The organism is Streptococcus sp. CM6 (assembly GCF_000526095.1).
Classification (GTDB): domain Bacteria; phylum Bacillota; class Bacilli; order Lactobacillales; family Streptococcaceae; genus Streptococcus; species Streptococcus oralis_BW.
In genome coordinates, this window is the sequence record NZ_JATS01000021.1 from 1 (window position 1) to 26,286 (window position 26,286).

General features: G+C 42.3%; 28 protein-coding genes and 2 pseudogenes. 9 read left to right on the top strand and 21 right to left on the bottom strand.

Features of this window, described 5'->3' with window-relative positions:
• The coding region (locus HMPREF1516_RS08095; RefSeq protein WP_050595439.1) for an ISL3 family transposase at nucleotides 1-432 on the top strand (432 nt) is incomplete at its 5' end.
• Between the two features lie 80 nt (nucleotides 433-512).
• Here HMPREF1516_RS08095 and HMPREF1516_RS08100 read toward each other — a convergent pair.
• From HMPREF1516_RS08100 to HMPREF1516_RS08115, 4 genes are read right to left on the bottom strand one after another with little or no spacing between them, the layout of a single operon-like run.
• A complete protein-coding gene (locus tag HMPREF1516_RS08100; protein ID WP_000795749.1) occupies nucleotides 513-701 on the bottom strand; it encodes a hypothetical protein in 189 nt (62 codons plus the stop codon).
• A gap of 2 nt (nucleotides 702-703) precedes the next feature.
• Nucleotides 704-913, bottom strand: a complete 210-nt coding sequence (locus HMPREF1516_RS08105; RefSeq protein WP_000516405.1) for a helix-turn-helix transcriptional regulator — start codon at nucleotides 911-913, stop codon at nucleotides 704-706.
• Between the two features lie 2 nt (nucleotides 914-915).
• A complete protein-coding gene (locus HMPREF1516_RS08110) occupies nucleotides 916-1,485 on the bottom strand; it encodes a hypothetical protein (protein ID WP_033606288.1) in 570 nt (189 codons plus the stop codon).
• 1 nt (nucleotide 1,486) lies between these two features.
• Nucleotides 1,487-1,672 (bottom strand): hypothetical protein, encoded by a 186-nt coding sequence (locus HMPREF1516_RS08115; RefSeq protein ID WP_000477157.1) that lies wholly within the window; start codon nucleotides 1,670-1,672, stop codon nucleotides 1,487-1,489.
• A 388-nt stretch (nucleotides 1,673-2,060) separates the two neighbouring features.
• Between HMPREF1516_RS08115 and HMPREF1516_RS09945 the strand changes: the two are divergent.
• Nucleotides 2,061-3,364: pseudogene (locus tag HMPREF1516_RS09945) on the top strand (transposase).
• A gap of 95 nt (nucleotides 3,365-3,459) precedes the next feature.
• Here the strand turns inward: HMPREF1516_RS09945 and rpsD are convergent.
• From rpsD to HMPREF1516_RS08175, 10 genes are all read right to left on the bottom strand, one after another.
• Complete coding sequence (gene rpsD / locus HMPREF1516_RS08130) at nucleotides 3,460-4,071, bottom strand: 30S ribosomal protein S4 (protein ID WP_000092756.1); 612 nt, start codon at nucleotides 4,069-4,071, stop codon at nucleotides 3,460-3,462.
• 202 nt (nucleotides 4,072-4,273) lie between these two features.
• On the bottom strand, nucleotides 4,274-5,308 hold the full coding sequence (locus HMPREF1516_RS08135; RefSeq protein WP_000769383.1) for a sensor histidine kinase: 1,035 nt from the start codon (nucleotides 5,306-5,308) through the stop codon (nucleotides 4,274-4,276).
• Nucleotides 5,305-6,003, bottom strand: a complete 699-nt coding sequence (locus HMPREF1516_RS08140) for a response regulator transcription factor (RefSeq protein ID WP_000751219.1) — start codon at nucleotides 6,001-6,003, stop codon at nucleotides 5,305-5,307. The genes HMPREF1516_RS08135 and HMPREF1516_RS08140 overlap by 4 nt, the downstream gene beginning before the upstream one ends.
• A gap of 80 nt (nucleotides 6,004-6,083) precedes the next feature.
• A complete protein-coding gene (locus HMPREF1516_RS08145) occupies nucleotides 6,084-7,724 on the bottom strand; it encodes a YSIRK signal domain/LPXTG anchor domain surface protein (protein WP_033606290.1) in 1,641 nt (546 codons plus the stop codon).
• Nucleotides 7,725-7,881: 157 nt separating this feature from the next.
• On the bottom strand, nucleotides 7,882-8,547 hold the full coding sequence (locus HMPREF1516_RS08150; protein WP_001283890.1) for a potassium channel family protein: 666 nt from the start codon (nucleotides 8,545-8,547) through the stop codon (nucleotides 7,882-7,884).
• A 13-nt stretch (nucleotides 8,548-8,560) separates the two neighbouring features.
• Nucleotides 8,561-9,940: a TrkH family potassium uptake protein gene (locus tag HMPREF1516_RS08155; RefSeq protein ID WP_033606291.1), complete on the bottom strand. Its 1,380-nt coding sequence runs from the start codon at nucleotides 9,938-9,940 to the stop codon at nucleotides 8,561-8,563.
• Nucleotides 9,941-9,973: 33 nt separating this feature from the next.
• Nucleotides 9,974-10,738, bottom strand: a complete 765-nt coding sequence (locus HMPREF1516_RS08160) for a nucleoside phosphorylase (protein WP_000615019.1) — start codon at nucleotides 10,736-10,738, stop codon at nucleotides 9,974-9,976.
• Between the two features lie 284 nt (nucleotides 10,739-11,022).
• Nucleotides 11,023-11,646 carry a TetR/AcrR family transcriptional regulator gene (locus HMPREF1516_RS08165; RefSeq protein ID WP_033606292.1) on the bottom strand — a complete coding sequence of 208 codons (624 nt, stop codon included), beginning with the start codon at nucleotides 11,644-11,646 and terminating at the stop codon, nucleotides 11,023-11,025.
• 39 nt (nucleotides 11,647-11,685) lie between these two features.
• Nucleotides 11,686-12,768 carry an ABC transporter permease gene (locus tag HMPREF1516_RS08170; protein ID WP_033606294.1) on the bottom strand — a complete coding sequence of 361 codons (1,083 nt, stop codon included), beginning with the start codon at nucleotides 12,766-12,768 and terminating at the stop codon, nucleotides 11,686-11,688.
• A gap of 1 nt (nucleotide 12,769) precedes the next feature.
• Nucleotides 12,770-13,486: an ABC transporter ATP-binding protein gene (locus HMPREF1516_RS08175; RefSeq protein WP_000698191.1), complete on the bottom strand. Its 717-nt coding sequence runs from the start codon at nucleotides 13,484-13,486 to the stop codon at nucleotides 12,770-12,772.
• A 231-nt stretch (nucleotides 13,487-13,717) separates the two neighbouring features.
• Here HMPREF1516_RS08175 and HMPREF1516_RS10200 point away from each other — a divergent pair.
• Nucleotides 13,718-13,852, top strand: a pseudogene (locus tag HMPREF1516_RS10200) (low temperature requirement protein A); the annotation flags it as partial.
• A gap of 61 nt (nucleotides 13,853-13,913) precedes the next feature.
• Here the strand turns inward: HMPREF1516_RS10200 and HMPREF1516_RS08180 are convergent.
• Together HMPREF1516_RS08180 and HMPREF1516_RS08185 are read right to left on the bottom strand one after the other, a co-directional pair.
• Nucleotides 13,914-15,149, bottom strand: coding sequence for a carbohydrate-binding domain-containing protein (locus tag HMPREF1516_RS08180; RefSeq protein ID WP_000837745.1), 1,236 nt, complete (start codon nucleotides 15,147-15,149; stop codon nucleotides 13,914-13,916).
• Nucleotides 15,150-15,425: 276 nt separating this feature from the next.
• On the bottom strand, nucleotides 15,426-15,989 hold the full coding sequence (locus tag HMPREF1516_RS08185) for a sugar O-acetyltransferase (protein WP_000200249.1): 564 nt from the start codon (nucleotides 15,987-15,989) through the stop codon (nucleotides 15,426-15,428).
• A 187-nt stretch (nucleotides 15,990-16,176) separates the two neighbouring features.
• On the opposite strand from HMPREF1516_RS08185, the gene HMPREF1516_RS08190 reads away from it, so the two are divergent.
• Genes HMPREF1516_RS08190 through HMPREF1516_RS08200 form a run of 3 tightly spaced genes read left to right on the top strand, consistent with a single transcriptional unit; the run spans nucleotide 16,177 to nucleotide 18,450 of the window.
• Entirely contained in the window at nucleotides 16,177-16,485 is a 309-nt protein-coding gene (locus HMPREF1516_RS08190; RefSeq protein WP_000468867.1) for a rhodanese-like domain-containing protein, read from the top strand.
• A gap of 23 nt (nucleotides 16,486-16,508) precedes the next feature.
• Complete coding sequence (locus HMPREF1516_RS08195) at nucleotides 16,509-18,164, top strand: FAD-dependent oxidoreductase (RefSeq protein ID WP_000706533.1); 1,656 nt, start codon at nucleotides 16,509-16,511, stop codon at nucleotides 18,162-18,164.
• Entirely contained in the window at nucleotides 18,154-18,450 is a 297-nt protein-coding gene (locus tag HMPREF1516_RS08200) for a rhodanese-like domain-containing protein (protein WP_000258397.1), read from the top strand. Before HMPREF1516_RS08195 ends, HMPREF1516_RS08200 begins: the two co-directional genes overlap by 11 nt.
• Before the next feature lie 313 nt (nucleotides 18,451-18,763).
• Here HMPREF1516_RS08200 and HMPREF1516_RS08205 read toward each other — a convergent pair whose 3' ends face one another.
• Complete coding sequence (locus HMPREF1516_RS08205) at nucleotides 18,764-19,021, bottom strand: metal-sensitive transcriptional regulator (RefSeq protein ID WP_000185161.1); 258 nt, start codon at nucleotides 19,019-19,021, stop codon at nucleotides 18,764-18,766.
• Nucleotides 19,022-19,169: 148 nt separating this feature from the next.
• Here HMPREF1516_RS08205 and HMPREF1516_RS08210 point away from each other — a divergent pair, with 148 nt between their 5' ends.
• Genes HMPREF1516_RS08210 through HMPREF1516_RS08220 form a run of 3 tightly spaced genes read left to right on the top strand, consistent with a single transcriptional unit; the run spans nucleotide 19,170 to nucleotide 21,707 of the window.
• The gene (locus tag HMPREF1516_RS08210; protein ID WP_033606295.1) at nucleotides 19,170-19,790 is read left to right on the top strand and encodes a GTP pyrophosphokinase; all 621 of its coding nucleotides are present in this window, start codon (nucleotides 19,170-19,172) and stop codon (nucleotides 19,788-19,790) included.
• A gap of 9 nt (nucleotides 19,791-19,799) precedes the next feature.
• Nucleotides 19,800-20,474, top strand: coding sequence for a response regulator transcription factor (locus tag HMPREF1516_RS08215; protein WP_033606296.1), 675 nt, complete (start codon nucleotides 19,800-19,802; stop codon nucleotides 20,472-20,474).
• Nucleotides 20,475-21,707 carry a sensor histidine kinase gene (locus HMPREF1516_RS08220; protein WP_000488869.1) on the top strand — a complete coding sequence of 411 codons (1,233 nt, stop codon included), beginning with the start codon at nucleotides 20,475-20,477 and terminating at the stop codon, nucleotides 21,705-21,707.
• Nucleotides 21,708-21,828: 121 nt separating this feature from the next.
• On the opposite strand, the gene HMPREF1516_RS08225 is transcribed toward HMPREF1516_RS08220, so the two are convergent.
• The 4 genes from HMPREF1516_RS08225 to HMPREF1516_RS08240 form a co-directional block, all read right to left on the bottom strand.
• On the bottom strand, nucleotides 21,829-22,683 hold the full coding sequence (locus HMPREF1516_RS08225; protein ID WP_000220447.1) for a VOC family protein: 855 nt from the start codon (nucleotides 22,681-22,683) through the stop codon (nucleotides 21,829-21,831).
• A gap of 110 nt (nucleotides 22,684-22,793) precedes the next feature.
• Nucleotides 22,794-23,831 (bottom strand): aldose epimerase family protein, encoded by a 1,038-nt coding sequence (locus HMPREF1516_RS08230; RefSeq protein WP_000649407.1) that lies wholly within the window; start codon nucleotides 23,829-23,831, stop codon nucleotides 22,794-22,796.
• A gap of 145 nt (nucleotides 23,832-23,976) precedes the next feature.
• Nucleotides 23,977-24,972 (bottom strand): tagatose-bisphosphate aldolase, encoded by a 996-nt coding sequence (lacD, locus tag HMPREF1516_RS08235; RefSeq protein ID WP_025169605.1) that lies wholly within the window; start codon nucleotides 24,970-24,972, stop codon nucleotides 23,977-23,979.
• A gap of 10 nt (nucleotides 24,973-24,982) precedes the next feature.
• On the bottom strand, nucleotides 24,983-26,149 hold the full coding sequence (locus tag HMPREF1516_RS08240; RefSeq protein WP_033606297.1) for an SIS domain-containing protein: 1,167 nt from the start codon (nucleotides 26,147-26,149) through the stop codon (nucleotides 24,983-24,985).
• Nucleotides 26,150-26,286: the final 137 nt, after the last annotated feature.

A 26,286-nucleotide genomic window follows, 5' to 3' on the forward strand; every position in this document is an offset into this window, starting at 1 on the left:
AACTATACGCTGAGCAGTAAACGATTTTATCGTCCAACATTTCAGTCACATTTAACCAATAAAGAAATCCTAGACAAGCTTTTGAGCTATTCAGAAGACTTGAAACACCACTATCAGCTCTATCAGCTCTTGCTTTTTCACTTTCAGAATAAAGAGCCTGACAAATTTTTCGGACTTATTGAGGACAATCTAAAGCAGGTTCATCCTCTTTTTCAGACTGTATTTAAGACATTTCTCAAAGATAAAGAGAAAATCGTCAACGCTCTCCCATTACCCTATTCCAACGCCAAATTGGAAGCCACTAATAATCTCATCAAACTCATCAAGCGCAATGCCTTTGGTTTTCGGGACTTTGAAAACTTCAAAAAACGGATTTTTATCACTCTGAACATCAAAAAAGAAAGGACGAAATTCGTCCTTTCTAGATCTTAGCTGACTTCAACCCACTACAGTTGACAAAGAGCTGATTTTCTAGGCCTTTTTAGCATATTTAAAACCACAATTAGAATCGCTTATAATTTCTCAACATCCTTCACAAAACTTCTATGAACAGTACCACAATTTTGACAAATTTCATGATAGAGGGCAATACCTCCTGAAACGAATTTAGCCTCTTCACTGACTAATCCTGCATAACCTTTCAGTTGTTTTTTTACGACAAATTGGTTAGCACCGCAGTGGGTACAAATTTGATTTTTCATGACTAGACCTCTTCATTTAAGCGGAAAATATCTTCAACGGACATGCCAAAGACACGTGCGATTTTAAGCGCCATTTCAAGTGAAGGGTTATATCGATTATTCTCCAAGTGGAGAATAGTTTCCCGTCGTACACCAATCTTATCCGCCAATTCTTGCTGGGTCATGCGGGCGTCTTCTCGGATGGCTTTTAAGTTTGTTAGAATTTTTCCCATATCTACCCCCTCTTTTCAAATATGAGGAAAAACAGGTCAAAAAACACAATCATGGATGCAGTAAAAATCAAAACCATGCCTGTTCTTAGGGTGAAGGGAAGGAAAAATGTTACTATGCTCAACACTATCAGAGATAGAACTATCAGTACCAGGGTTGTGCAGGCTGCCTTTGCCAAGTTCATATAGAAACGCTCGTCTGCTTGTTCATCAACTTTTTTTAATGCAAAATAGAGAAAGCAAAGAATGAGGACAAACAAGCCAGAACCTAGAAAAAGGTGTTTCAGCCAGATAGGACTAGTAGCTGGTGTGATTATCCAGATACCTTTAGTGTAAATGGCCATAGCGATAAATAAGGTCATACCATATAACTTCTCTGTCAGTCCAAAATACTTTTCCTCGTCTTCTTGAGATTGTGCCTTGGAAACAAGCCAGAAAATAAGTCCTTGCATGGTAATCGTGACTAGAAAAACAGTGTGTTTTATCCAGGGGGAATTACTTGGCGGGGTTAATAGCCACAGTAGTAGCATAACAGGTAACCAAGTCCAAATTAACCATTTTTTGATGTGTTTCATCTTATTCTTCTTTCCTGTCTTTAAAGTAGAAGGCAGAAAATCCAATGGCACTACCGATAATTGGTGTAAGGCTAATCAATATTTTAGCCAAAAGACTGAGGTTTGTAGCTAGAAAAACGTAGCTAATAATGAAAAGATTAGTCATCAGTGTCGAAATGATGAGCCCTATTTTTTGTGATTTAAACATGATGTGTTCCTCCTTTGTTAGAAATAGTTCACATTGAACAGTAAAATTTTTAGGCTTGTGCCTAATGGCAGATTTTCTTGTGAGAAAGGATTGGTGACCGTAGCATTTGTTATAAATATCTCACCTCTATGTTATAATTATATCACATTAAAAAAGAGAATACAAGTATTAAATCAAAAGATATTTTCTAATCTTTTCTCAATCAGACAAAATTCATCCAGAAGAATGGTTTAAGCAAGAAAAAAGCCCAGAAACGTTGGTTTCAGGCTCTATAATTTCTGTAGTGGGTAAACCCACTGTAGGAATTATGGAGTCTATTTTGTTGTAGAAAAAAGCCCCATAAGATCTATAATGAAAAAGTGACCAAACCTTCATTAGAAAGAATCTTATGGAACAATTAAATTTTATCACAAACATACTTGGAATGAATGACAAAAATATTATTATCTTAGATTATCTTGATACTGGAACGCATAAAGAAGTCATTGCTAAGCTCGATTATCCTGCCTCTAAATGTCACAACTGTCAAGGACAAATGGCTAAATATGACTTCCAAAAAGAATCCAAAATCCCCTACCTCGAATGTGCTCTCATTCGATTGAGAAAACGCCGTTTCCGCTGTACAGACTGTGGAAAAATAGCCGTCGCAGAGACTTCCTCAGTCAAGAAGAATCACCAGATCTCAACCATCGTCAAACAGAAAATCACTCAAAAATTGATTGAGAAAATCCCTATGACAGCTATCTCCGAAAGTTTATCTGTCTCCACTTCGACAGTTACATAAATTCAAATTTAAGACTGATCTTAACCACCTTCCAGAACACTTGAGTTGGGATGTGGAAACAGTCAGGGAAGTGACTGTTTCAATCGGCAGATAGAGATGAGTTTTATTGCACAGGACTACGATACAAGAAAGATCCTAGCTATCTTAGATGGACGAACTCAAGCAACTATTCGCAATCATTTCCTCCGGTATTCTAGACAGGTAAGAAGTCGCGTGAAAGTCATTACCATGGACATGTTTAGTCCCTACTATGACTTGGCTAAACAACTTCGCTTTCAAATTTCTAGACTCAGGCTGAAACAGTCTCCCAGACTGTTTCACTCCCAAACGCTAAAATCGTTCTAGATCGTTTCCATATTGTACAACATCTAAGCCGTGCTATGAGTCGTGTGCGTGTCCAAATTATGAATCAGTTTGATAGAAGATCGCACGAATATAAAGCACTGAAACGTTACTGGAAACTCATTCAACAGAATAACTATAAGCTGAGCAGTAAACGATTTTATCGTCCAACATTTCAGTCGCATTTAACCAATAAAGAGATTCTTGAAAAACTTCTCTCTTACTCTCAAGATCTTAGAGATCGCTATGAACTCTATCAGCTTTTACTCTTTCATTTTCAAGAGAAGCACGCTGATTATTTCTTTGAATTAATCAAGGAAACTATTTCTTCTGTCAATCCAATCTTCCAGACCATTTTTAGGACCTTTTTGAGAGATCAGGATAAGATCATTAATGCACTTGTACTTCCCTACTCAAACGCAAAACTTGAGGCCACAAATATCCTCATCAAAGTCATTAAGCGAAATGCTTTTGGCTTCCGGAACTTTGAAAATTTTAAAACGAGAATTCTCATTGCTTTGAATATCAAAAAGGAGAGAACCAATTTGGTCCTCTCCAGGTTGTGACTTTTTATCAACCCACTACAGTTGACAAAGAACCGTTTTTTAAGACAAAGCAAAAAGCCCACTGTTGTAGGCTTTCTGTAAGATATTTCTTAAAATTAAAGCATTTTGTTGTAGAATTCAACGACAAGTGCTTCGTTGATTTCTGGGTTGATTTCGTCGCGTTCTGGCAAGCGAGTCAATGAACCTTCCAATTTTTCAGCGTCGAATGATACGAATGCTGGGCGTCCAAGAGTAGCTTCTACTGCTTCAAGGATTGCTGGAACTTTCAATGATTTTTCACGAACTGAGATCACTTGACCTGGAGTTACGCGGTATGATGGGATATCAACGCGTTTTCCGTCAACAAGGATGTGGCCGTGGTTTACGAATTGACGAGCTTGACGACGAGTAGTCGCAAGGCCAAGACGGTAAACAACGTTATCCAAACGGCGTTCCAAAAGAAGCATGAAGTTGAAACCTAGGATTCCGCCTTTGATTTTTGTAGCTTGTACGAACAAGTTACGGAATTGTTTTTCACCTACACCGTAAGTGAAACGAAGTTTTTGTTTTTCAGCCAATTGCAAACCGTATTCTGACAATTTAGAACGGTTGTTTGGTCCATGTTGTCCTGGTACGTAGTTACGACGTGCCAATTCTTTACCTGTACCTGTAAGTGAAAGGCCAAGGCGACGAGCTTGTTTCCAAGATGGTCCTGTATAACGTGACATGTGTATGTCCTCCTGATATAAATAATATTTCGGTGGAAATAGTCACTTAGAAAGCCCTGATTCGTGCAGATGCCCTTCGCCTAAACAGCCAAGGTTACTTGTCATAAGACACCTGTTGACGAGCTTCATGCTTTCCTGCTGCTATTTCACACAAAGGCTATTGTACCATGAAAAGCTAGATTTGTAAAGGGATTTTACGGCTTTATTTCAAATTGAGGCTGAATGTAAACTTGCTTCCTAAGCCATATTGACTTTCTGCTGTGATTTCGCCACCAAGCTGATGGGCTAGTTCGCGTGCAATCGCAAGTCCTAATCCATGTCCACCCGTCTTCATATTGCGCGAAGTTTCCACACGATAAAGTCGTTTAAAGATCTTTTCCAAATCTTCAGGAAGGATCCCCTGACCCTCGTCTTTCACACTGATTGTCAGCTCTTGTTCTGTTAATTGGGCAAGAACCTCGATTCTGGTTCCTGGTTCTGAATATTTAAAGGCATTGTTTAGCAAGTTGACCAGAATGCGAGAAAGTTTGTCAGAATGGCTCTTGATTTTCGCTGACTCAGGTGATACTTGAATGTAAACATCTCGCTCCTCTTGTTCAATCTGGAGTTGAAATTCACTCATTGACTCAATCAACAGCTGATCTAAAAAGACCTCTTCGACTTCTTCATCAGCAGTGTCTTGAGGTTGGGTGTTAAGAGTCAGAACATCCAATTCCTCCACTAGCTTGTTTAGACGCTCGGTTTGCCGACCAATCGTGGTTAAGTAGTGGAGCCGTTCCTCTTCCTTAATCACTCCATCTAGAATTCCCTCCACAGTAACCTGAATGGAGGTAATGGGAGTTTTAATATCGTGAGAGAGCTGCGCAATCATCATTCTCTTTTCTTGCTCGCTCTCATCAAGTGATTGAAAGGTAGCCTGCAAATTGTGGGACATGTCATTAAAAGCCTGGCCCAGCTCTTGAAATTCTAATGGGCCTTTGGTTTCAATTTCTGTGCTGAAATCCTTGCTGGCTATATCCTGAGCTTGTTTTTTCAAATGTTTCAGAGAAGAGAACACTGGCGACAAAAGAAAGATGCTCACTGCAGCGCCAATGAAACTAGCAATCAAGGTCATTCCAACTAGAAAGTAAACTTCACTTTTCTCAATCAACATTCGTTGGACTGCCCAGAAAACGACCAAAATCGTTAGTAGAGTCGACAATAGATACCCCACTAAAATATAGTTTTTTAATTTCATTTTCTACCTCTTGGTCTTTCCATCTTATAGCCCAAACCCCAGACAGTTTTGATAGCAGGAGCATTTGAATTTGTATACTTGGTCAACTCTTGCCTCAAAGCATGGATATGAACATTGAGTGTATTGGTATCATCCACATAGTCCTCTTGCCATACCTTCTCATAAAGTTCCGTCTTTGAAAAGACTCTCTCGGGATTGCTGGCTAATATCCATAGAAGTTCAAAGGATTTTACTGTCAATTCCAAAGGTTGATCCCCAATGCGAACCTCATGAGTCACATGGTTGATCACTAAGTCACCAAACTCGATCTGTTCTGTCTCTCTTCCACGGCTAAGGCGACGCAAGATATTATTCACTCTTAAAACCAATTCGCGTGGGCTAAAGGGTTTGACTATAAAATCATCTGCCCCCAAACTTAAGCCATAAATTTTATCCTGTTCGCTTGTCTTAGCAGTTGTAAAGAGGAAGGGTTGATCCGGAGCGGTATACTGAACTTCACTGATAAAATCATAGCCATCCATATTGGGCATCATGATATCTGTGATAATGAGGTCGATAGATTTTTTTCTGAAAAGCTCTAATCCCTCCTTACCATCATGGGCGACCAAAACATCGTAACCTGCCTGTATAAGATAGCGGTGTTGAATATCTAGAATATCTATCTCATCATCAACCAGCAAAATTGTCTTTTTCATCTGACACTCCTTCGATAAAAACAGTGTTATACTTGCTTTAGTATAACACTATTTTCCTTAATGTTTAAGTGATTTGAATCTTAATCTTCTCGTTTGCTTGTCAAACCCAAAAGTCCAACAAGACCTGCCAAGGCTAGACCAAAGATACCAAGGCCAGCTGTAGCTGTTTTAGCTTCCCCAGTATTTGGTAGCATCGCTTTATCATCTTTTTTCATCATATTAGCCATTGGGCTAGAAGCTGGTTGATCGACCTTCATATCTGACATATGGTGATTTGTACCCATCATACCCTCAGTCGTACCTGTAGAGCCTGTTTCAGAAGGCTTCGTATTCATCTGACCTTGTTGAGATGGTATTGTCGCCATTTCTTTTCCACGAAGCTGAATCGTTACTTGACGAGTAGCAATCAGATTGGTCAAATCAGGTTTGCCATCTTTAGAACCATAGACTTTAACAGTAGCTAGGTATGTATGTGTTCCGTTAGCTCGAAGTTGATCCAGCAAGGCCTGACCATCTTTGCCAACCGTATTGCCATTCAAATCCACTTCGTAGAAATATTGACCTTTAGCCAAGCCTTCAAGTGGCAATAGAGCAGGATTTTTAGCTGTTCCGTTGTCTGACCATGGGGCTTTGTCTGAAGCTTTTAACAAGAGGCGAGTCAACATACCATCTCCACCAAAAGCTTCGTATGGAATAACTTGGTTGACACCGGCCAAGAAAGGTCCAGGAACCTTGGCTTTGTCAAGGTAGCTAGCCGGAACATCTACTGTGTCTTTAGTATTGTCAGCCACACCTTTTTGGACTTCAGCTGGGGTGGTCAAACCATTCAAGTTGACATCCAAATCTTTAGTTGCTACCAGATTAGTTAAGTCAGGCTTGCCGTCTTTTGCACCGTACACTTTGATGGTAGCTTTATAGCTATGTGTGCCGTTTTGTTTCAACAAGTCAAGCAGCTCTTTATCTGATTTGCCTTGGGTGCCTGCCAAATCCACTTCGTAGAAGTAAAGGCCTTTGCCCAATTTCTCTACTGGTGGAAGAGCGGGATTTTTAGCTGTTCCGTTGTCTGACCATGGAGCCTTGTCAGATGCTTTCAAGATCAGGCGAGTCAACATGCCGTCTCCAGCGAAGAATTCGTATGGGATGACTTGGTTGACACCGGCGGTGAAGGGACCAGGAAAGTTAGCCTTGTCCAAGTAAGTGGCTGGGACATCTACTGTATCTTTTGTATTGTCAGCCACACCTTTTTGTACTTCAGCTGGGGTGGTCGCTGGTTGCGCTTCACTAGCTTCACGGTCTTGTCCAAAAACTGTAGGCGCAGGACTTTCCACAGGTTTAACTGCATCTTCTGTTTGTTTCTTAGAGTCAGGTTGTGCTTGTACTTCTTCTTTTGGCGCTACTGCCGGCTCTTTAGCAGTTGCGTCCGCTTTTTCTGAAGAGCTTGTAATATCCAAGCTTGCTTTAGGTGCTGAGTCTGCTTGTTCTGAAGGAAGAGCTACATCGACTGCTTTTTTGAGAACCTCTGCTGGTAAGTCGCTCTTTTCACTCACCAAAGCAGCGTCTGGCACAACTTGGGTAGGGGTCGGATTGACGACATCAGCACGTGCAGAACTTGGTTGACCAACTAGGACAAAGAAGCCACTAGCCACAACAACTGAAGCAACACCGACACTGAGACGGCGAATAGACCAACGAGTATATCTCTGATTTGGATTGAATTTCATAGGATTCTCCTTAGAGTTTTTCTTTATTTGATGGCTCTAGTATAATCTCCTAAAATTAAAAAGGATTAAGAAAAAGTTAAAATTTTTCTTAAATCCCTCTTATAAAATACTTATATTGATTCATTAATCATTGGGGAAGAAAACAGCCCTTCCTCTCCTACTCACTAAGCTCTGTTAGAGTATCCAAATGTTGGTTATTAATCACCGCCATGATATAGGCGCCTGACCGTAAAAGGTCATCGGGGCCGAATTGAACATCTAGAGGAGAATTTTCATAGTCACGAAATCCAAGTACATTGAGATTGTATCGCCCACGTAAATCTAGCTGGCTAAGACTTTTCCCCGCCCAAGATTGAGGGATTCTCATCTCGACAATTGAAACATTCTTGTCCAACTGAAAGACATCTACGCTGTTATGAAAGAGAATTCTCTGCGCTAATGAACGCCCCATTTCAAATTCCGGTGAGATGACCGAGTCCGCACCAATTTTCTCCAGTACCTTTTTAGCCATATGACTTTTTACCTTGGCAATGACGGTCGGCACCCCTAGACTTTTACAGTGCATGACTGCAAGAACACTGGATTCTAGATTTTCCCCCGTTGCGACAACCACGGTATCGCAGGTGTCAATCCCCGCTGATAGAAGGAGTTCTTCATCCGTGATATCCCCAACTACCCCACGCGCCAGCACGGGTTCAAATTGATTAATGCGCTCCTCGTGGTCATCAATAGCAATGATATTCATATGATGCTTGGCAAGAGCAGCCAAAACACTACTCCCAAAAATTCCCAAACCTAAAATTCCAATTGTCCGATCTGACATCGTTTTTCCTTTCTTATCCGATAGTGATATCTGCTTTCATATAGTGAATCATATCTTTCTTGTCTGGCTGGTATTCTGCTAAACTTACCAGTAGTGTCAAGGGGCCAATACGGCCGATAAACATCAACAACATAACGATGCTGAGAGCTAACTTGCCTAACTCTGGTGTTAAATTCGCCGTCACCCCAACTGTCGCAAGGGCTGAAATGGTCTCAAACATGAGGTAGATAAAGCGCGGATTTCCCTCTGCTGTTATCCCTAATAGAATCAAGCCCAGCAAGAAAGTCAGCAAGAAGATAATAAAGACACTGAAAGATTTTTGCACGGTTCGAGGTTCAATAGTTCTCCGAGCCACATTTGCATGAGGCAAGCCCAATAGTTCACTACGAGCGAAGGCTAACAAGACAAAGAAGGTCGTAATCTTGAGTCCCCCTGCTGTCCCTCCAGGCGCCCCGCCCAGAAACATCTGCAAGATGTAGATCAGCAAGGTGACCGGTCGAGCCTGGGTGTAGTCAATAGAGGCAAAACCTGCCGTTCTCATGCTGACAGTCTGGAAAAAGCTAACCAGCAGTTTCTCTGGAGCGCTGAGATTTCCAATCGTTCCAGGATTGTTCCACTCAATTAAGAGAGTCGATACTGTTCCAAAGAGTAAAATTCCCGCCGTTAAAAAGAGAACCAACTTGGTATGGAAACGCAGGCGGCGTTTTTTCTTTTTCCCAAACTGGGTCGCTAGGTCAAACCAGACCATAAATCCTAGACCACCCGTTATAATCAATCCTGCAATCACTAGATTGATCAAAGGGTCCGTCTGAAAGACTGCCAAACTCGTACTTCCAAAATTATCAAATCCAGCATTGCAGAAAGCTGAAATAGCCAAAAAGATAGAGGTTAACATCCCTCGCCCCCATCCAAATTCAGGAATGAAGCGAAAACTCAGGAGAAAGGCACCGAGCCCTTCTACCAGGAAAGTCGTCAAAAAGATCGAGCGGATGAAGTCCTTTAAGGACTGGGTTTCCCCATAACTAAAACTTTCTTGAATAGTCTCACGGCTACGAAGACTGAGCTTTTGTTTCCCTTGAATATAAAAGATTCCGATAAAGGTCATAAGCCCCAAACCACCGATCTGGATTAACAGCATGCAAATCAACTGGCCCCAGATATTGTAAGTAGAGGCCACCGGCTGGGTGAAGAGCCCTGTCACACAGACCATGGACACAGTCGTAAAGAGATGGTCAAAGTAGGTCGCTTGTGACGTTGCTGCTTGAACCCAGGGTAGGCTTAAAAGGAGCGAGCCCAAGAAGATAACTAAGGCAAAACTTAAAAAGATGCGACGAGCTGGTGATAATCGAACCAGCATCGTCTTGATTTTTTCCAAAAAAGATTTGAATAACATAACTACATTCTACCATAAAAACAGTAAGAACACTCACATGTGGTGCACAATAGCAAGACAGAGTTCGAGCGCCTTATCAAAAGCTTCCGAGCCCCAGTCACGACTGTCGTAGTTGTCCAGATCTGCCAAGGAATCTGCGGTAAAGAGTAACTCTCCCCAGACAACCCCACGTAGCTGAGCTACTGCCGCAAGAGCAGAGCACTCCATCTCCACAACAGCACAACCTTCTTCCTTGCGATAGGCAACCTTTTCAGCTGTCTCTCGGTAAAAACCATCTGTCGTCCAGGTCATAACTTCCTCATAAGGAATGCCTCTTTGTTCCAAGACTTGCTCAATGGCAGAGATAACCTCAATCTGCATCTCCATATAACGAGAAGGTGCTACATAGTGGTAGCTGGTTCCCTCATCTCGCAGAGCCCGAACAGGGACGAGAAAGGCATTTTCCTCTATATCGGCTAGGACGCCACAGGTTCCAGTGGAAATGATTTGCTCCACGCCATAGCCAATCAACCAATCCATAAACTGAGCCGCTGGAGCAGAGCCCACGGGCGCCTGGGCCAGACAGATCTCCTCGCCTTTGTAGTTGACGACATAGACTGGATAAGTCTTGGTGGCCGAAACGAACTCACCAATACAGTCCGCTCCTACTTCCTGAGCATAGCGGTCAATCTCCTCCTCCAAAAACGCATAGATACACTTCTTTGGCAACTTTAAGTCCAATCCCTCATGTGTTGGCATAAGGACCGCTTGGGGATTGTCATCAAACTCCAAAATGGGAATCGCATGTTTCTGAATCATAGCCCACCTCCTCTAATTTTGTACTATTGTATCAAAAGATGACGGAGTGTCAAGGAGTTGTCTTTAGCAAGCCAGAAAACTCCTCTTCCATACATTTAAGAAATCGTTGCTCTGCTGGAGAGGTCGGTTTCTGTTTTAGTAAAGTGATTGAGGACTATCACCAAAATAGCAAATTCAATAATAAAAAAGCACGAATCTGCATCAGACAATATATACCCTTTTATATTATCTTGTGCAAGAAGCCAAACCAATAGAATCTAGCCTCCATTTTGTCTAGGCCTACTCTATTTCCACAAAGCACCTAAAATCTGTTTTTCTAATAAGTCTAAGTCTTCTTCATTTATTTCTCCATTGTCGCTAACGATATAAAGCTGAGCGAAGTAAGCCAACAATGGACCAACACAAATACGAACCATTTGAGGAATCGTTAACTCTGGATTTACACGTGGATCTGCTAGCAATTCTTTATGAAGCACTCGAAGTTTATCTTGAATAGCATTCCAGATAAAAATCTGTTCATTTTTTAGTTTCTTATTTGAAAAACTCTCCTGCAGAATGATTTTCATCAAAGCACGATTTTTTTTGAGATAGCTCATACGATCGTGGACGAGATAACGAACCCTCTCTTCTGTCGTTTCAAAAGCTAAGAGTTCCTCAAAAAAACTACCGAAAATGCCTGGGACTACAGGATGTAAAATAGCCGTCAGTAGATCATCCTTCGTCTTAAAATACTTAAACAAAGTTGCCTGGCTTAGTCCAGCACGCTCAGCTATGTGAAGAGTTGAGGTCCCATGGTAACTCCTAGTTGATATGAGGTCCACTGCTGCCTGCATAATTTTTTTCTTTCCTTGAGGGTAATTCGCTTCTTCTAAGTAATCTTCAAACGATTCAAAAACAGTCTTATCCATCTAATCTTCACATCTTTTTAGCATTATTTATGTTGATTTCTAAACTTTACGATAACGACGCAATCCAACAATATTGAGAATTGTTAAAATGATCAAGAAAATCATTAAAACACCAAGATTTGACAAAATATCACCAAGATTGTGCCCGTAAAGAATAATCTGGCTTATTGCATCACCAGAATAGGTTAATGGCAAAAATTTCCCCACAGTTAGAGCCCATTCTCCCATGGATGACAATGGAATAATTCCTGAGAAAAAAAGTTGGGGCATAATCACGAGAGGAATAAATTGCATCATTTGGAATTCTGATTTTGCTAGAGTAGACAAGAGAATTCCAAAAGCTAGTGCTACAAGAGCCAGTACCACATTAACTATTATAACATTTAAAATATTTCCTACAACTTCTACATCTAGTAGCCAAATTGCTGCTAAGACGACAACTGCCGTTTGAAAAATCGCAATAATACCGTAAGACAACATATAGCCATAGACGATTTCAGATCGTTTCACTGGTGTTGCTAACAAACGTTCTAGTGTTCCACTGGTGCGCTCTTTCAAAAGCGCCATACCTGAAATCAAAAAGACAAAGAAGAAAACTACAAAACCTATCAAAACCGGAATCATACTGGTAAAGAAGCTTGTATTTTCATCTCCATACTGGTAAGACTCCTTGATTTCTGGTGTTTTTGCGTCCGAGTCCAATTGTGGAAGAGCTTGTTTAACACGAGATACTAACTGATCGGTGCCTTCACTGGCGATACTCGTTCGTAACACTTGTCGTATCATAGATGTTTTGGAGGCGTCTGTGTTTGCGTAGTCAACCTGGTACTCACCGTCTTTATAAGAAATCACAGCATCGACTTTTTCATTTGCTAGCGCTTCTTTGGCTTGATCTAAGTCTTGATAAGTCTCGACGTCCACATGATCGAGCTCATCCATTTTCGTTACTAAACCAGTTGGTAGATCCTGTGTTGCTAACTTGACATTCACGGTTGTACTAGCTGAAAACATGAGGTTCATCAACCACATGATAAAAACAGGTGCTATAAACATCAGGGCTAGAGTTCGTTTGTCACGAAGTAATTCTTTGATGACTTTTTTTGCAATCGCTATTGTTCTCATTTTACTCACCTTCTGCTTTTAAAAATACTTCTTCAATACTTGAAGCTTGATAACTTTCTTTTAAGTGTTGCGGTGTATCAAAAGCAATGATTTTTCCGCCTAATAATAAGCCAACCTTATCCGTCAACTCTGCTTCATCCATAACATGGGTAGTAACTAATATCCCAACCCCATTGTCTCTAAGCGCGAATAATTCTTTCCAGATTTTCTTTCGAAGAGAAGGGTCGATTCCAACTGTCGGTTCGTCCAAAATCAAGAGTTGAGGATTTCCTAACAGCGCGATAGCAAGAGACAAACGCCGTTTCATTCCTCCAGAATAACCAGATACCGCCTTGTTTAAGTAGTCTGTCAGATCTACTACTTGAGCTATATGAGCAATTTCCGCCTTTAGGTCTTTTTTAGAAAGCCCCTTTAGCTGACCAAAAAATTCCAGATTTTCTTGGCCTGACAAGGACTCGTATAAAGCATCTGATTGGGCCATATAGCCAATATCTCCTAAAATATGGCGATTGGGCATAGTGTGATTTAACACTAAAGCTAGGCCTCCATCAGCCTTTTCCATTCCTAACGTAGTCTTAATCATAGTTGATTTACCAGCACCAGACGGACCAATTAATCCTATAATTTCTCCTGCCTGCAATTCAAAGCTGACATGATTCAGAACTATTTGATGGTCAAAAGATTTTACTAAATCTTGTAAATGTAGTAATATTTTCATTTACTTCCTCCTTGGTGAGTGGGTACTCACTTTTTAAATCACAGAAGCTATTATAGTGAGTAATCACTCACTTGTCAAGAAAAAAATCTGAATTTTTTTAAAAATAAAGCACCAGATATTATTATCTGATGCTTATAATGGATAGCTATTGCTTTTAGAGCTGTTTCTAAATCTCTTTTCGATACTCTGAAATGGTCTTTCCTGTCCACTTTTTAAAGGCCTATTCTTCCTCTACTTTTCTCAGCCAATCCTACCATCGTCATTGCTATCGCAACTCTAATGACCTTGGCGATGGAAATTCATTTTACTCATTTTTATATGAAACAGACTAAGAAATTTTCAAGACCTAATTGGGAGTTGTTTTAGCTACAATCCATCTCTCAAACACAAAAAATCTCCCTTCTCTTTCGAGAAAGGAGATTCTTTTTTATCCTTGTCCGCCAGGAGCTGGTCCTCCACCTTGAGGACCTCCATTCGGTCCACCGCCTCCAGGCATAGAATTGACGATTTCCGTTTGTTTTTCACCGTTGAGATAGATGTCTCCGCCTGTATAGGTCGCAGTTCCATCAAAGTCAAAACCTGTTTGACCAATCATTTTAATAGTTCCGCCTGTGACCGTCACGTTCCCGTTTGAGTCGATTGGGTCTGTGTCCCCTTGACCTACTTCTACTGTTAGATTTCCACCGTTCATGGTGAAGAAGATTTCACTTTGTTGGGCGTTTTTATTAGCCGCGTTGACTCCATCATCTGTCGAATAGATGCTAATGTCCCCTCCGTTGATAGTAATTGACTTACCTTCAAGTCCTTCTGTCGAATTCTTGACGGTGTAGGTCCCACTATCGATGACAAGGTCTCCAGAAGCGTGGATACCATCATCCCCTGCTGTAACGGTGATGTTGTTGTTAGATAGGTACATGGTTCCGACTGAAGTATCCTCGTCATTGTCCACCTTGACTCCGTCTTCTTTAGCATCGATGGTCATGGTTGTACCAGTGATATTGAGTTCATCATTGACATTAAAGGCATCGCCAAATGCTGTGATGTTATAGGTTCCACCTGTGATGTGGAGGGTGTCGTTAGCCTTAATACCATTATTTTTCTTACCTTCTACATTAAGAGTTCCTTTCCCGTTGATGGTTAAATCCACCTTAGAAAATAAGGCTGCGTCGGCTTTTTCGTCGCTGTTCGAGCTTGAGTCAGAGAGACTGTTGGTTGTTCCTTCTGCTAGGGTCAGGTAGACATGGCCAGCTGATGTCGCAGATATCGCTGCATTGGTGTTGGTCATGGTGACACCTTTTAAGACTAGCTGAACATCTGCCGACTCATCTGCCTCGACCTTGATCTGCACTCCATCAGACTGACCTGAAATCACATAGGTTCCAGATTTTGTGATGCTCACTGTTGAGCCAGAGACTGTCACACCATCTCCAGAAACGTTTGCAGATGAGCCAGATAGCTCGATCTTAGAAGCTGTACTTTCATTATAGGAAGTATCATAGTCCTTCTCTGTGAAATAGGAAGTTTGGTTTGTTTTGGTTGAAGTTGTTGTTGCATTATTTGTAGTTGCATTGGTATTGGATATAGTTGTTGACTGGGCACATGCTGCCATCAGCACCATTGCTGTTAGACTCGTTGCGAGTAGGATCCATCTTTTTGATTTCATACCTTTTCCTCTCCTTCGTATGATATAGCTAGACAGTCTACAGAAGATTCCTGAAACAAAACTAAAACTTTTCTGAAAGTTTCCTTAAATCTAGTTTCACTCAGTATTCTTTTGAAAAGGCTACTAGAAACAATTTGAAAATACTAAAATACAGTTAATAGTTTTTAAAACCAACATCCCCCAGTGCCATGTCACTCTAACCAAAAAAGCCAAAAAGAAGAAAAATTTATAAGACTAAGATAAAGATTACAAAAAGAACAGCCCCAGCTGTTCTTTTTAATTTTCTTTCACAGGGATTTCCTTGATAACACGCGCAGGATTGCCACCCAAAACAACATTGTCTTCAAAGGACTTGGTAATCACAGCCCCTGCTCCGGCAACCACATTGTCCCCCAGTGTCACTCCAGGAAGGACAATGACGCCACCTCCAGCCCAGAAATTGTCACCGATGGTGATGGGCTTGCCGTATTCGATCCCTGAATTGCGTTCATGCGGATCCAGTGGATGGAGTGGGGTTAAAAACTGACAGTTGGGACCAAGCATGGCATTGTTACCGATGCGAATCGGACAAACATCCAGCATGGTCAAGTTCCAATTAGAATAAAAATTTTCCCCTAAATGGATATTGATTCCATAATCGACAACCAGGCGTGGATTGACATAGAGATTTTTCCCAGTTGAACCAAACCAACTTTTGATAATCTCCGCCCCTTTCAAGGGATCGAACTCTTGGTTGAAGTCCGCCTGCTTCTGACGTGCTGTCTGAGCCAAGGCCCGTAACTCAGGATCAAACGGATGATAGGGTTCTCCCGCTATCATTTTCTGGTATTCACTGGTCATCTTATCACCTCACACTTACTTTGACGCCATCATATCAAAAAGGCTTTGAAAGATCAAGAATAAGCTGGTCTAGGACTTCTTTCTAGACTCTCAAAACCATTCCCCATCCCAACTCAAAACAACTTGCTTGACAAAAGCTTAACTTCATGGTTTAATATACCCCATAAGGGTATATTTGGAGGTGCCTATGTTTCACTTATTATTTACAAAAATTGACAGTATTTCTACCAGCGATTTAGAAGCTAAACTCAGAGAACCGATTCAGCTACTGGATGTTCGAACACCTACGGAATTCCGTAGAGGTCATATCAAAAACGCCAAGAATGTTCCTTTAACAGAAATCGGTTCTTACACACCTGCGACAAAAGAAACACTTTATGTCATTTGTCATTCCGGTGTGCGAAGCAAAATAGCTGCGAAAAAGCTTAAGAAAAAAGGCTATGATGTTATCAATGTTCGAGGCGGTATGAGCGCTTGGACAGGAAAAGTGATCTAAAATTTATTATAAGGAGGAATCCGATGAAAATTGTCATTATCGGAGGAGTGGCAGGCGGAATGTCCGCCGCAACACGTCTCAGACGTCTGATGGAAGATGCTGAGATTACTATTTTTGAGAAAGGTCCCTTTGTTTCCTTTGCAAACTGCGGGCTTCCTTACTATGTTTCAGGAGAAATTGCAAACCGTGATAGTTTATTGGTTCAAACTCCTGAAAGTCTCAAGGCACGCTTTAATCTCGATGTGCGGCCATTTCACGAGGTCATCAGCATTTCGCCAGCAAAGCACACTGTGACGGTGTGGCATGATGGGCAGGAATTCACAGAAAGCTACGACAAGCTGATCCTCTCTCCAGGAGCTAAACCATTTGTTCCTACCATTGAAGGTTTGGCAGAAGCTAAGAATGCCTACACGCTCCGCAATGTTCCCGATCTTGACGAGATTATGGCTGCCTTGGACAATCATCCAAAAGAAGCTGTCGTTATCGGTGCAGGCTTTATCGGACTTGAAATGGCTGAAAATCTGGCGAAACGGGGATTGCAAGTTACTATCGTGGAGAAAGCACCTCATGTCTTGCCACCATTAGATCAGGAAATGGCGGCCTTTGTCCAAGCAGAATTGCTGGCAAATGGTGTCCGCGTTATCACTTCCCAGTCTGCGACTCGATTTGAAGACCAAGGAAAAATCATCGTTCTCGAAAACGGTCAAAAGATCACTTCTGACCTCACCATCCTTTCTGTCGGTGTTGAACCTGAAAACGGACTAGCAAAAGCTGCGGGGATTGAACTGGGACTTCGTGGTGGGATCTTGGTCGATGAACATTACGAAACCAGTCAAAAAGATATTTTTGCAGTTGGGGATGCCATCGTCGTCAAGCAAGAGATTACAGGCCAAGACGCTCTCATCTCTCTCGCTTCTCCTGCCAATCGTCAAGGACGCCAAGTGGCGGATGTCATTGCAGGACTAGGTCGTACAAACAAGGGCAGTATCGGCACTGCTATCGTTCGTGCCTTTGATATGACAGCTGCTTCGACTGGTCTCGGCGAACGTATCCTTCGCATGAATCAACTTCCTTACAAGGCACTTCATGTCAGTGGAAAAGATCACGCTGGTTATTATCCTGGCGCTACTGATATGACCTTGAAACTCCTCTTTGACCCAACCACTGGAAAAATCTATGGTGCCCAAGGAGTTGGGAAGAAAGGTGTTGACAAGCGAATTGATATCCTAGCAACTGCTATCAAGGGAAATCTCACCGTCTTTGACTTACCAGAATTGGAGTTCACCTATGCGCCACCATTTGGCTCTGCTAAGGATCCCGTCAATATGCTGGGCTATGCAGCCTTGAACCTAATCGAAGGTTTAAGCGACAATATTCAATGGTACCAACTAGAAGACGAACTAGCCGCCGGTAAGAAATTCCTAGATGTACGGACAAGTGGCGAATTCCAGAGTGGCCGACTCAAAGTCGATACCATCCACATCCCCCTAAACGAACTACGGGAACGCTTGGACGAACTGGACAAGAATCAAGCCTACATCGTTAGCTGCCACAGCGGTTTACGTAGCTATATCGCAGAGCGTATCCTCAAGCAAGCAGGATTTACCGTCCAAAACCTTGACGGCGCTTATTCACTATACAAAATGGCTAAACCAGAAGGAGTAGAATATGGTAACTAATATCAGCATGGCTGACTTTTATGAAAAATATCAACATGAAAATCTAAATCTTATTGATGTACGTGAAGTACATGAATTCCAAGCAGGACATGCACCAGGTGCAAAAAATCTGCCTTTAAGTACCTTGGAGCAAGGCTACAAAGAACTCAAACCGGACCATGAATACCATGTCATTTGTCAAGGTGGAGTGCGCTCCGCCTCTGCCTGTCAATTTCTCAGCGCCCAAGGCTTCACCGTTATCAACGTAGAAGGTGGTATGAATGCTTGGCCTGGGCAAGTAGAATAATCAAAAGAAGCTGGGCAACAACTCAATTTCAGGAGAAAATGAAGTAATACTCAATGAAAATCAAAGTGCAAACTAGGAAGCTAGCCGCAGGCTGTACTTGAGTACGGCAAGGTGAAGCTGACGTGGTTTGAATTTGATTTTCGAAGAGTATAAATCTCCCCACAATAAAACGCATACTATCAAGGCTTTTCAACACCTGATAGTATGCGTTTTTTAATTTTAAAGACTTTTTACCCAGCTTCTTTTGATTCAAATTAAACTATTCTATTAATAGTTAGATATGCCTTTGCAACTATCGTCTCAAAAAATTAGTTCATTTCCGTTTAATCAAGTATCGGATGGCCTTTTCTAGGCGTTCTTTTTGAGCCTCGGGATCATCTAGTGGTTGGTTGATGCAGGCGGTGAGATTTTCCGTAATCATCATCTCAATCACGCGCTCAACACTCGATTTCACTGCTGTCAACTGCGTCACAATATCAGCGCAGTCACGATCTTCTTCAATCATCTTTTGAATCCCACGCAACTGGCCCTCTGAACGTTTCAAGCGTGTTATATACTTTGAGTTTGTCATTTCTTTTTCCTTGCTCGATTTTTCTTCATTATATCTCGAATAAGGGGCTTTGTCAAAATTCTCATCCCATCTGTCTTTGTAGGAACTTATCTCATATCTGTGTTTTCATGATATAATAGTAAAAAAACTGTTCAGAATGGACGTTCTTATGAATTCTATCTATGATAGCTGTGAAGCCTATTTACCCATCATCTTGCAAACCTTTATTCAAGACATAGAAGAGGTCGCAGCCAATTACAAAAAAGAAACCAACCTCAAACTATATGAGCATTTGCATGCGCGCATCAAAACAGAAAAAAGCATGCGTGAAAAATGCCAACGCAAGGGCCTTCCTCAGACAAGTCAATCTGCTCTTAAAGAAATACGAGATGCTATTGGCGTTCGAATTATCACAGGCTTTACAGATGATATCTACCGCATCGTAGAGTATATTCGCCAGATGCCAAGCATCCATATTTTCAAAGAGAAAGACTATATCCGTCAGGTCAAACCCAACGGCTACCGTTCCTATCATCTGATTCTAGAGGTGACCACTCCCTACCCAGACTGTCTGGGAAATGACCAGGGTACCTATTTTATCGAGATTCAACTGCGCACAATTGCCATGGACTCCTGGGCTAGCCTCGAACACCAGATGAAATACAAGAAAAACATCCAAAATCCTGAGCGAATCACGCGCGAGCTCAAACGTTGTGCCGATGAGCTTGCTTCTTGTGACTTGACCATGCAGACCATCCGTGATTTGATTCAGCGCTCTGATCAAGACTAAGGAGAACCTATGAAAATCCTACTTGCCGAAGATGAAACCCAACTAAACCGTGTTATCACTGTTGCGTTAGAACGCGAAGGCTACAGCGTTGATTCTGTTTTTAACGGACAAGACGCTGTCGAAAAGGCTGAATCTAACCACTATCACCTCATGATTTTTGACATCATGATGCCAATTAAAACTGGAATCGAAGCCCTCAAAGAAATTCGCCAGGCAGGCAATACGACCCACGTCATCATGCTGACAGCCATGGCTGAAGTAGATGACCGTGTAACCGGACTCGATGCAGGTGCTGACGACTACTTGACTAAACCTTTCTCGCTCAAGGAGCTCTTGGCTAGACTCCGTTCTACTGCACGCCGCCTGGAAGACTACACCCCGGATACAGTCCAATTAGGAAATACTCGCTTGGATATTGAGGAACAAGAATTGGCTGCTACAAACAGCATTCGTTTAGGGAAAAAGGAGACTCAACTCTTGACTCTCCTCATCCAGCACGCTGACCAACCCCTCAGTTGTCAACAACTACTAGAGCAGGTCTGGCCAGATGAGCTGGAAGAAAGTGATTACGAGCTCGTTTTTCTCTATATTTCCTACCTACGCCAAAAACTTCAAAGCGTTCAGTCCAACTTGCAAATCTTAGGATCTGCAGAAGGGCCTTTCCAACTGATAGGAGGAGACTAGATGTTTCGAAAACTACGTATCAAGTTTATTGTCACAGCCACTGCTGCTATCGCTCTGATTCTTGCTTTCTTTCTGGTCTTGATGAATAGCATCGTCTATACTCAGACAGAGGATAATATCCAAACCGTCCTCTCCATCTTGTCTAAAAATGAAGGCGAACTCCCAATCACAGATGAAATCAAGGAAAGTTTCACCAAAAAGAACATCCAGGAAGGGATTATCTACAATTTTCAGTATTTCTCTGTCAGAGAAAAGGGGAATGACTACACTATTTCTCTAGGGAATGTCCAATCACTGACCGAAGCAGACGTCAGAGGTTTTCTCCAGAGAATTCTTAAAAAACCGGAAACCTATGGCACGATTACTCGCAACGGGCGCTACTTCACCTACCAGATTAGTCAGACAGCTTCGGGCAAGCTCCTAGTCTTCTTTGAAGCTACCAACTACATTCGCGAACGAGACACCCTCTTTCAAGTCTCTATTTGGTTATCACTGGCTAGCCTATTTCTCCTTGCTCTGCTCTTTACCTTGATTTCAGGGATTGTCATTCGTCCTTTTATCAAAAACTATGAAAAACAACGGATGTTTATCACCAATGCAGGACACGAACTCAAAACACCGCTGGCTATCATTTCGGCCAATACGGAGCTTCAGGAACTCATGGAAGGAGAGACCGAGTGGAGCATCAGTACCAAAGAACAGACCGAGCGTCTCAACCACCTGATTGGACGACTAATCCGGCTTGCTCGTCTCGAGGAGCAAGAGGATATCAAACTAGCTCCTCAAAATATCTCGCTTATTGCTGAGAAAGTTGCGACAGATTTTGCTCCTCTCTTTACCAAAGAAGATAAAAAATTTGAAAGTTCTATTGAAGCAGACGTTGTAGAAAAAGTAGCCCAAGAAGAATTTTATGAGCTTCTTAGCATCCTTCTTGACAATGCCCGAAAATACTGCGATCCCGCTGGAACAATTCGCTTGACACTCCAACGCAAAAATTACCTACTACGCAAACGAACCTGCATCACTATTTCTAATGATTACAAGGATGGACAAGCAGCTAATATTAAGCGTTTCTTTGATCGCTTTTATCGTGCGGATACCTCTCACAACAACCAAACCATATCTGGACACGGCATTGGTCTCTCTATGGCTCAGCATCTCGTTAGCCTATTTAGAGGTAAAATATTTGTCACCTACAAAAAACAGGTGATTACCTTTACAGTCTGGTTATAGCTATAGCTCTTTTACTCTTTATCATTTCATAAAGAGCGAACAAGTTCGCATTCTAAAAACAGAATACGAGCTTGTCCGCCTTTTTCTATGTCTCTAAAATAAATAATGTGTTTTCCTCGTCTCATCGTGCCAAGCGAATACGGGTCACAATCCCATCTGGGTCTACAAGATCCAACTCACTCGAATTTAACCACTTGATCGGTGCTTCTAGCTCTTGTGCTTGCTTAACGATGTTCAGGAGTTCTTCCTTGCTTTCGATCTCAAGGACATAGTAAGCCAAACCTGGCAAGCCTTGTTCACGCGGAGCCAGACCTTTTCCAGCCCATTCGTTGACAGCCAGGTGGTGATGGTACTGACCAGCCGCTATCCAACTAGCACTAGGAATGCTAAATTTATCTTCTAGCCCTAACACCTTTTGATAAAACTGGCTCGCCGCTCGACTATCCTTAACCGATAGATGGATATGCCCCATTCTCGTCCCTTCAGCTAGAATAAAGGGATCCACCTGTTCTCCTAACTCATAGATGTCCTGTGCCGCAAGGGCTTCGGTCACACCGATAATGCGACCATCTTCTCGAATATCCCATGAAGACACTGGCTTATCACGGTAGAGTTCAATGCCATTTCCTTCCAAATCCTCTAGATAAATAGCCTCACTGTATCCATGATCTGCACCCCCGACCAGAGGAATCCGCAAGTCACTTAGGTGTTTTAAGACATCTGCCAAAGCTTTTCGTGTTGGCAACAAAATCGCCAGATGGTAGAGCCCATAATGCTCCCTTACTCCGCCAGCCTTTTCTGCCTGAATCAAGTGAACCAAGGCTTTTCGACCAAGTCCCAAAATCGCTTCTGTCTCTGTTTGGGATAAAATCTCCAAGCCAATAATCTGGTGATAAAAAGCCGTTTGACTCGTCAAATCCTTGACATTTAAAACAGCCTCTGCTAGATAAATGTGGCTTTGGTATGCATAAGTCATCGGGTGTCTCCTTTTGTTTGTTGTAACTTAATTAATTACATCAATTATACACTATTGAGATAGAATGTCAACGAAGACAACTCAAAAGAGCTGGAAACCAGCTCTTCTTTTTATTTAACAACAAGCTCGTAACGAGTTTTGCTGGTGAAGGTTTCCCCTGCTTTGAGAATGACTTGGTCTTTGAGGTCGCTATGAATAGCATCTGGTAAAGCCTGCGCTTCAAGGGCAATCCCATTGTGCTGTACCATTGGCTGACCAGCTATGAGCACACTCTCATCCACAAAGTTTGCTGTGTAGACCACAAAACAAGGGGCCTCTGTCTTGAAAAGCAGGAAACGACCTGAGTTTTGGTCATAAAGAAAACCAGCATTGTCATGACCTGCAGGAAGGGCAAATGGGTGATCCAAACCAGATACCAACTGGATTTGCTCATCGTCCTCTGCAAAGATGTCCTTCAACAAGGCTCCATTGTAGATATGTTTCACCACATCACGAGTAGCATCTGGAGTCTTAGCCGGAACACCGTCCGGAGCGATTGGGTAAATGCCCTCCGTATTTAGCTGGAAGACATGGCGGTCAATTGTCTGCGTAAAATCACCAGACAAGTTGAAGTAGCTGTGGTTGGTTGGATTGACAAGCGTATCCTGATCAGTCGTTACCTTGTAGCTGACTTCGTAAGCACCAGTCTCTTCCAAGTGATAGCTGATCCAGATCTTGAGATTACCAGGAAATCCTCCTGTCCCGTCTGTACGCTCTGTGTAGAGAGTCAAGCCATGGTCGCTCACCTCTACCAATTCAAACAAGCTCGAATCCCAACCTGTTGAACCACTGTGGTTACAGTTGCTGGCATTGTTGACTTCAAGATTATAGGTCTGACCATTGAGCTCAAATATCGCACCTGCAATACGGCCTGCTACAGGACCTACACTTGCTCCATGCTTGGGACTATTACCTACATAGCTATCAAAATCATCAAAGCCCAAAATCACATTGGCAAAATTTCCAGCCTTGTCAGGTGTGACATAGCGCAAGATAGTCGCACCATAGGTCATAATTTCTAGTTGGTAGCCACTGTCAGTCTCAAAGCGATAGGCCAAGACATCCTTGCCCTCATGATTTCCAAATACACGCTCTGTGTATGCTTTCATTTTTGTCTCCTTTAATCCATTTCTCTTAAGTAAACAAACCATAGAAAGTGTATGCACCATCTATGGTTGTAGTTTCTATTTTCAGAATCCTTTGTCAGAAAACCTAAGCATTTGCTTAACAAAAAGGGATTCTTCTATACCTGTTTTATGCTTCTACACGTTCAGTCCATGAAGTCGCTGTGGTTTGGAGAACCTTGTTGAGTTCGTCAATGTTCTCAAAACCTGTTGTGCGTAGCCATTCACGAGCTGCTGCCTCACCGTCTTTGATGTAGGCTTCAACTGATCCAGCCCAAGTTGCACGGCCGCAAAGAACACCGTTGAAGTTTGCGCCTGATTCGTGGGCAAAGACAAGTGTTTCTTGGAAGAGTTTGGCTGATACTCCCGCACTCAAGTAGATATATGGCAAGTTAGTTGCTTCATCTTGTGCTTTGAAGAAGGCTGCTGCTTCTTCACGAGTATGGACGATTTCTCCATCACCAAAGCCTTCAACGTATTTGACGTTGACTGGAACTTCCACTTTCAAGACATCGATGTTGAAGCGTGGGTCTGAAAAGACCTTCATGGCACCGATAACCTTGTGTGGTTTGACTTTAGCGTATTCTGCAGAACCTGCGTCAGCGATTTTTTCATCGTAAGCAAGGATTTCAAGGAAGAATGGAATGTCCTCTGCCACACACTCAGAACCGATGCGTTCGATGTAGGCTTGTTTTTCTTGGTTGAGTTCGTCAGCGCTGTCTACGTCATAGTAAAGCAAGAATTTGACTGCATCTGCACCTTGTTCTTTAATGCGTTTTGCAGACCAAACATCCAAGCAGTCTGGCAAGCGTTTGGTGCTTGTTGTGTCGTAGCCAGTTTTCTCATAAGCAAGGAGAAGACCGGCATTGGCATCAAGCGCTTTTGTAGCTGGGAGACCATACTCAGGGTCAAGAAGCATAGAGGATGCGTATTTTGTCAATTCATCTGCAACCAAGACCTTGAGTTCTTCCATTTGAGCCACTGTTGGTTCCTCTGTTTGGTATTGAGCCATGAGGCGTTTCAAAGCACCACGTTGGTCAAAGGCAAGAGCTGAGATGATGCCGTTCTCGTCAGAGAGTTTTTGCAGGCAAGCTACTTTATTGGGACTTAATTGTAATTTACTCATAGACACTTCCTTATTTTTGATAGTCATGAATGATCACACCTTGTACCACACGGTTTACGGTACCAGTAGGAGACGGCGTATCTGGTTTATTTTCTACCTTGAGTGAAGTCAATAGGGCAAAGAGTTGGGCATATACGATATAAGGGAAGACACGGTAAATATCGTTCAAGACACCGCCACAACCAAGGGATACTTCTTTGACATTTTCAAGACCAAAGGCTTGATCACTTAAGAGCACAACACGACGAGCAATCTGGTCACCAGCCACTTCACGAACCAAGTCCAAGTCGTACTTGCGAGTGTAGTCTGTTGTTGTTCCAAAGATCAAAACAACTGTATCTTCATTGATAAGAGATTTTGGACCGTGACGGAAGCCAACTGGACTTTCATACATGGTCGCAACTTGACCAGCTGTTAGTTCCAAAATCTTCAACTGAGCTTCATGAGCAAGTCCAAAGAAAGGACCAGCGCCCAGGTAAATAACACGGTTAAAGTCGAGGTCAACCAGCTCCTTGACATCTGCTGCATTGTCTAGAACTTTACGCGCAAGGCTAGACACAACTTCAAAACGTTCAGCTTTCACAGCAAATTCTGTAGGGTCAAAGACCAAGAGAGCTGTTAGCATCATGGACGTAAAGCTAGAAGTCATGGCAAATCCAGCGTCATTGGAAGCAGCTGGTTGCAAGAGCAAAAGATTGCGGTCATCGCCATGAGCTTGAAGAGCTAATTTCCCTTCTGCAGCACATGTAATGGTCACTTGATAGAGGTCATCCACCAAGGCTTTAGCCAAATCAACAGTCGCCACACTTTCAGGTGAATTCCCACTACGAGCAAAGGAAACAAGGACAGTCGCCACATCTTTTTTCAAATAAGTTTCTGGATTGGCTACGATATCTGTTGTCGCAATAGCATTGAAATTCCATTTGCGTTCGTCATAGACTTCCTTAAAGTATGGTACCAAGGTATCTCCCACATAAGCAGAAGTACCAGCACCCGTCAAGATAACCTTGATATAGTCATGTTTATCAGCGATTCCTTTCAGAAAGGCTGCAATTTCTTCCCGTTTCGCTTGATAGGCTTCAAAAGCCTCTTTCCATACATCAGGCTGTTGGTAGATTTCACGAGTCGTGATTTCTGCACCCAGTTCAAGTAATTCTTCTTTTGTGTAATTTAGCATAGAGTTCCTCTAATCTATTGTTGTTTCATTCCTATTGAAAATATGGGAATGGATTGACTCCCATTCCCATGTATATTCTATACAAGCTGTTCTAACGATTTAGCCGTTGTCACATCTTATACTCAATGAAAATCAAA

Bases quoted from the DNA above. Each gene is read 5' to 3' on its own strand.
- HMPREF1516_RS08100 (WP_000795749.1), bottom strand. From the start codon at position 701: ATGAAAAATCAAATTTGTACCCACTGCGGTGCTAACCAATTTGTCGTA.
- HMPREF1516_RS08105 (WP_000516405.1), bottom strand. From the start codon at position 913: ATGGGAAAAATTCTAACAAACTTAAAAGCCATCCGAGAAGACGCCCGC.
- HMPREF1516_RS08110 (WP_033606288.1), bottom strand. From the start codon at position 1,485: ATGAAACACATCAAAAAATGGTTAATTTGGACTTGGTTACCTGTTATG.
- HMPREF1516_RS08115 (WP_000477157.1), bottom strand. From the start codon at position 1,672: ATGTTTAAATCACAAAAAATAGGGCTCATCATTTCGACACTGATGACT.
- rpsD (WP_000092756.1), bottom strand. From the start codon at position 4,071: ATGTCACGTTATACAGGACCATCTTGGAAACAAGCTCGTCGCCTTGGC.
- HMPREF1516_RS08135 (WP_000769383.1), bottom strand. From the start codon at position 5,308: ATGAAATTAAAAAACTATATTTTAGTGGGGTATCTATTGTCGACTCTA.
- HMPREF1516_RS08140 (WP_000751219.1), bottom strand. From the start codon at position 6,003: ATGAAAAAGACAATTTTGCTGGTTGATGATGAGATAGATATTCTAGAT.
- HMPREF1516_RS08145 (WP_033606290.1), bottom strand. From the start codon at position 7,724: ATGAAATTCAATCCAAATCAGAGATATACTCGTTGGTCTATTCGCCGT.
- HMPREF1516_RS08150 (WP_001283890.1), bottom strand. From the start codon at position 8,547: ATGTCAGATCGGACAATTGGAATTTTAGGTTTGGGAATTTTTGGGAGT.
- HMPREF1516_RS08155 (WP_033606291.1), bottom strand. From the start codon at position 9,940: ATGTTATTCAAATCTTTTTTGGAAAAAATCAAGACGATGCTGGTTCGA.
- HMPREF1516_RS08160 (WP_000615019.1), bottom strand. From the start codon at position 10,738: ATGATTCAGAAACATGCGATTCCCATTTTGGAGTTTGATGACAATCCC.
- HMPREF1516_RS08165 (WP_033606292.1), bottom strand. From the start codon at position 11,646: ATGGATAAGACTGTTTTTGAATCGTTTGAAGATTACTTAGAAGAAGCG.
- HMPREF1516_RS08170 (WP_033606294.1), bottom strand. From the start codon at position 12,768: ATGAGAACAATAGCGATTGCAAAAAAAGTCATCAAAGAATTACTTCGT.
- HMPREF1516_RS08175 (WP_000698191.1), bottom strand. From the start codon at position 13,486: ATGAAAATATTACTACATTTACAAGATTTAGTAAAATCTTTTGACCAT.
- HMPREF1516_RS08180 (WP_000837745.1), bottom strand. From the start codon at position 15,149: ATGAAATCAAAAAGATGGATCCTACTCGCAACGAGTCTAACAGCAATG.
- HMPREF1516_RS08185 (WP_000200249.1), bottom strand. From the start codon at position 15,989: ATGACCAGTGAATACCAGAAAATGATAGCGGGAGAACCCTATCATCCG.
- HMPREF1516_RS08190 (WP_000468867.1), top strand. From the start codon at position 16,177: ATGTTTCACTTATTATTTACAAAAATTGACAGTATTTCTACCAGCGAT.
- HMPREF1516_RS08195 (WP_000706533.1), top strand. From the start codon at position 16,509: ATGAAAATTGTCATTATCGGAGGAGTGGCAGGCGGAATGTCCGCCGCA.
- HMPREF1516_RS08200 (WP_000258397.1), top strand. From the start codon at position 18,154: ATGGTAACTAATATCAGCATGGCTGACTTTTATGAAAAATATCAACAT.
- HMPREF1516_RS08205 (WP_000185161.1), bottom strand. From the start codon at position 19,021: ATGACAAACTCAAAGTATATAACACGCTTGAAACGTTCAGAGGGCCAG.
- HMPREF1516_RS08210 (WP_033606295.1), top strand. From the start codon at position 19,170: ATGAATTCTATCTATGATAGCTGTGAAGCCTATTTACCCATCATCTTG.
- HMPREF1516_RS08215 (WP_033606296.1), top strand. From the start codon at position 19,800: ATGAAAATCCTACTTGCCGAAGATGAAACCCAACTAAACCGTGTTATC.
- HMPREF1516_RS08220 (WP_000488869.1), top strand. From the start codon at position 20,475: ATGTTTCGAAAACTACGTATCAAGTTTATTGTCACAGCCACTGCTGCT.
- HMPREF1516_RS08225 (WP_000220447.1), bottom strand. From the start codon at position 22,683: ATGACTTATGCATACCAAAGCCACATTTATCTAGCAGAGGCTGTTTTA.
- HMPREF1516_RS08230 (WP_000649407.1), bottom strand. From the start codon at position 23,831: ATGAAAGCATACACAGAGCGTGTATTTGGAAATCATGAGGGCAAGGAT.
- lacD (WP_025169605.1), bottom strand. From the start codon at position 24,972: ATGAGTAAATTACAATTAAGTCCCAATAAAGTAGCTTGCCTGCAAAAA.
- HMPREF1516_RS08240 (WP_033606297.1), bottom strand. From the start codon at position 26,149: ATGCTAAATTACACAAAAGAAGAATTACTTGAACTGGGTGCAGAAATC.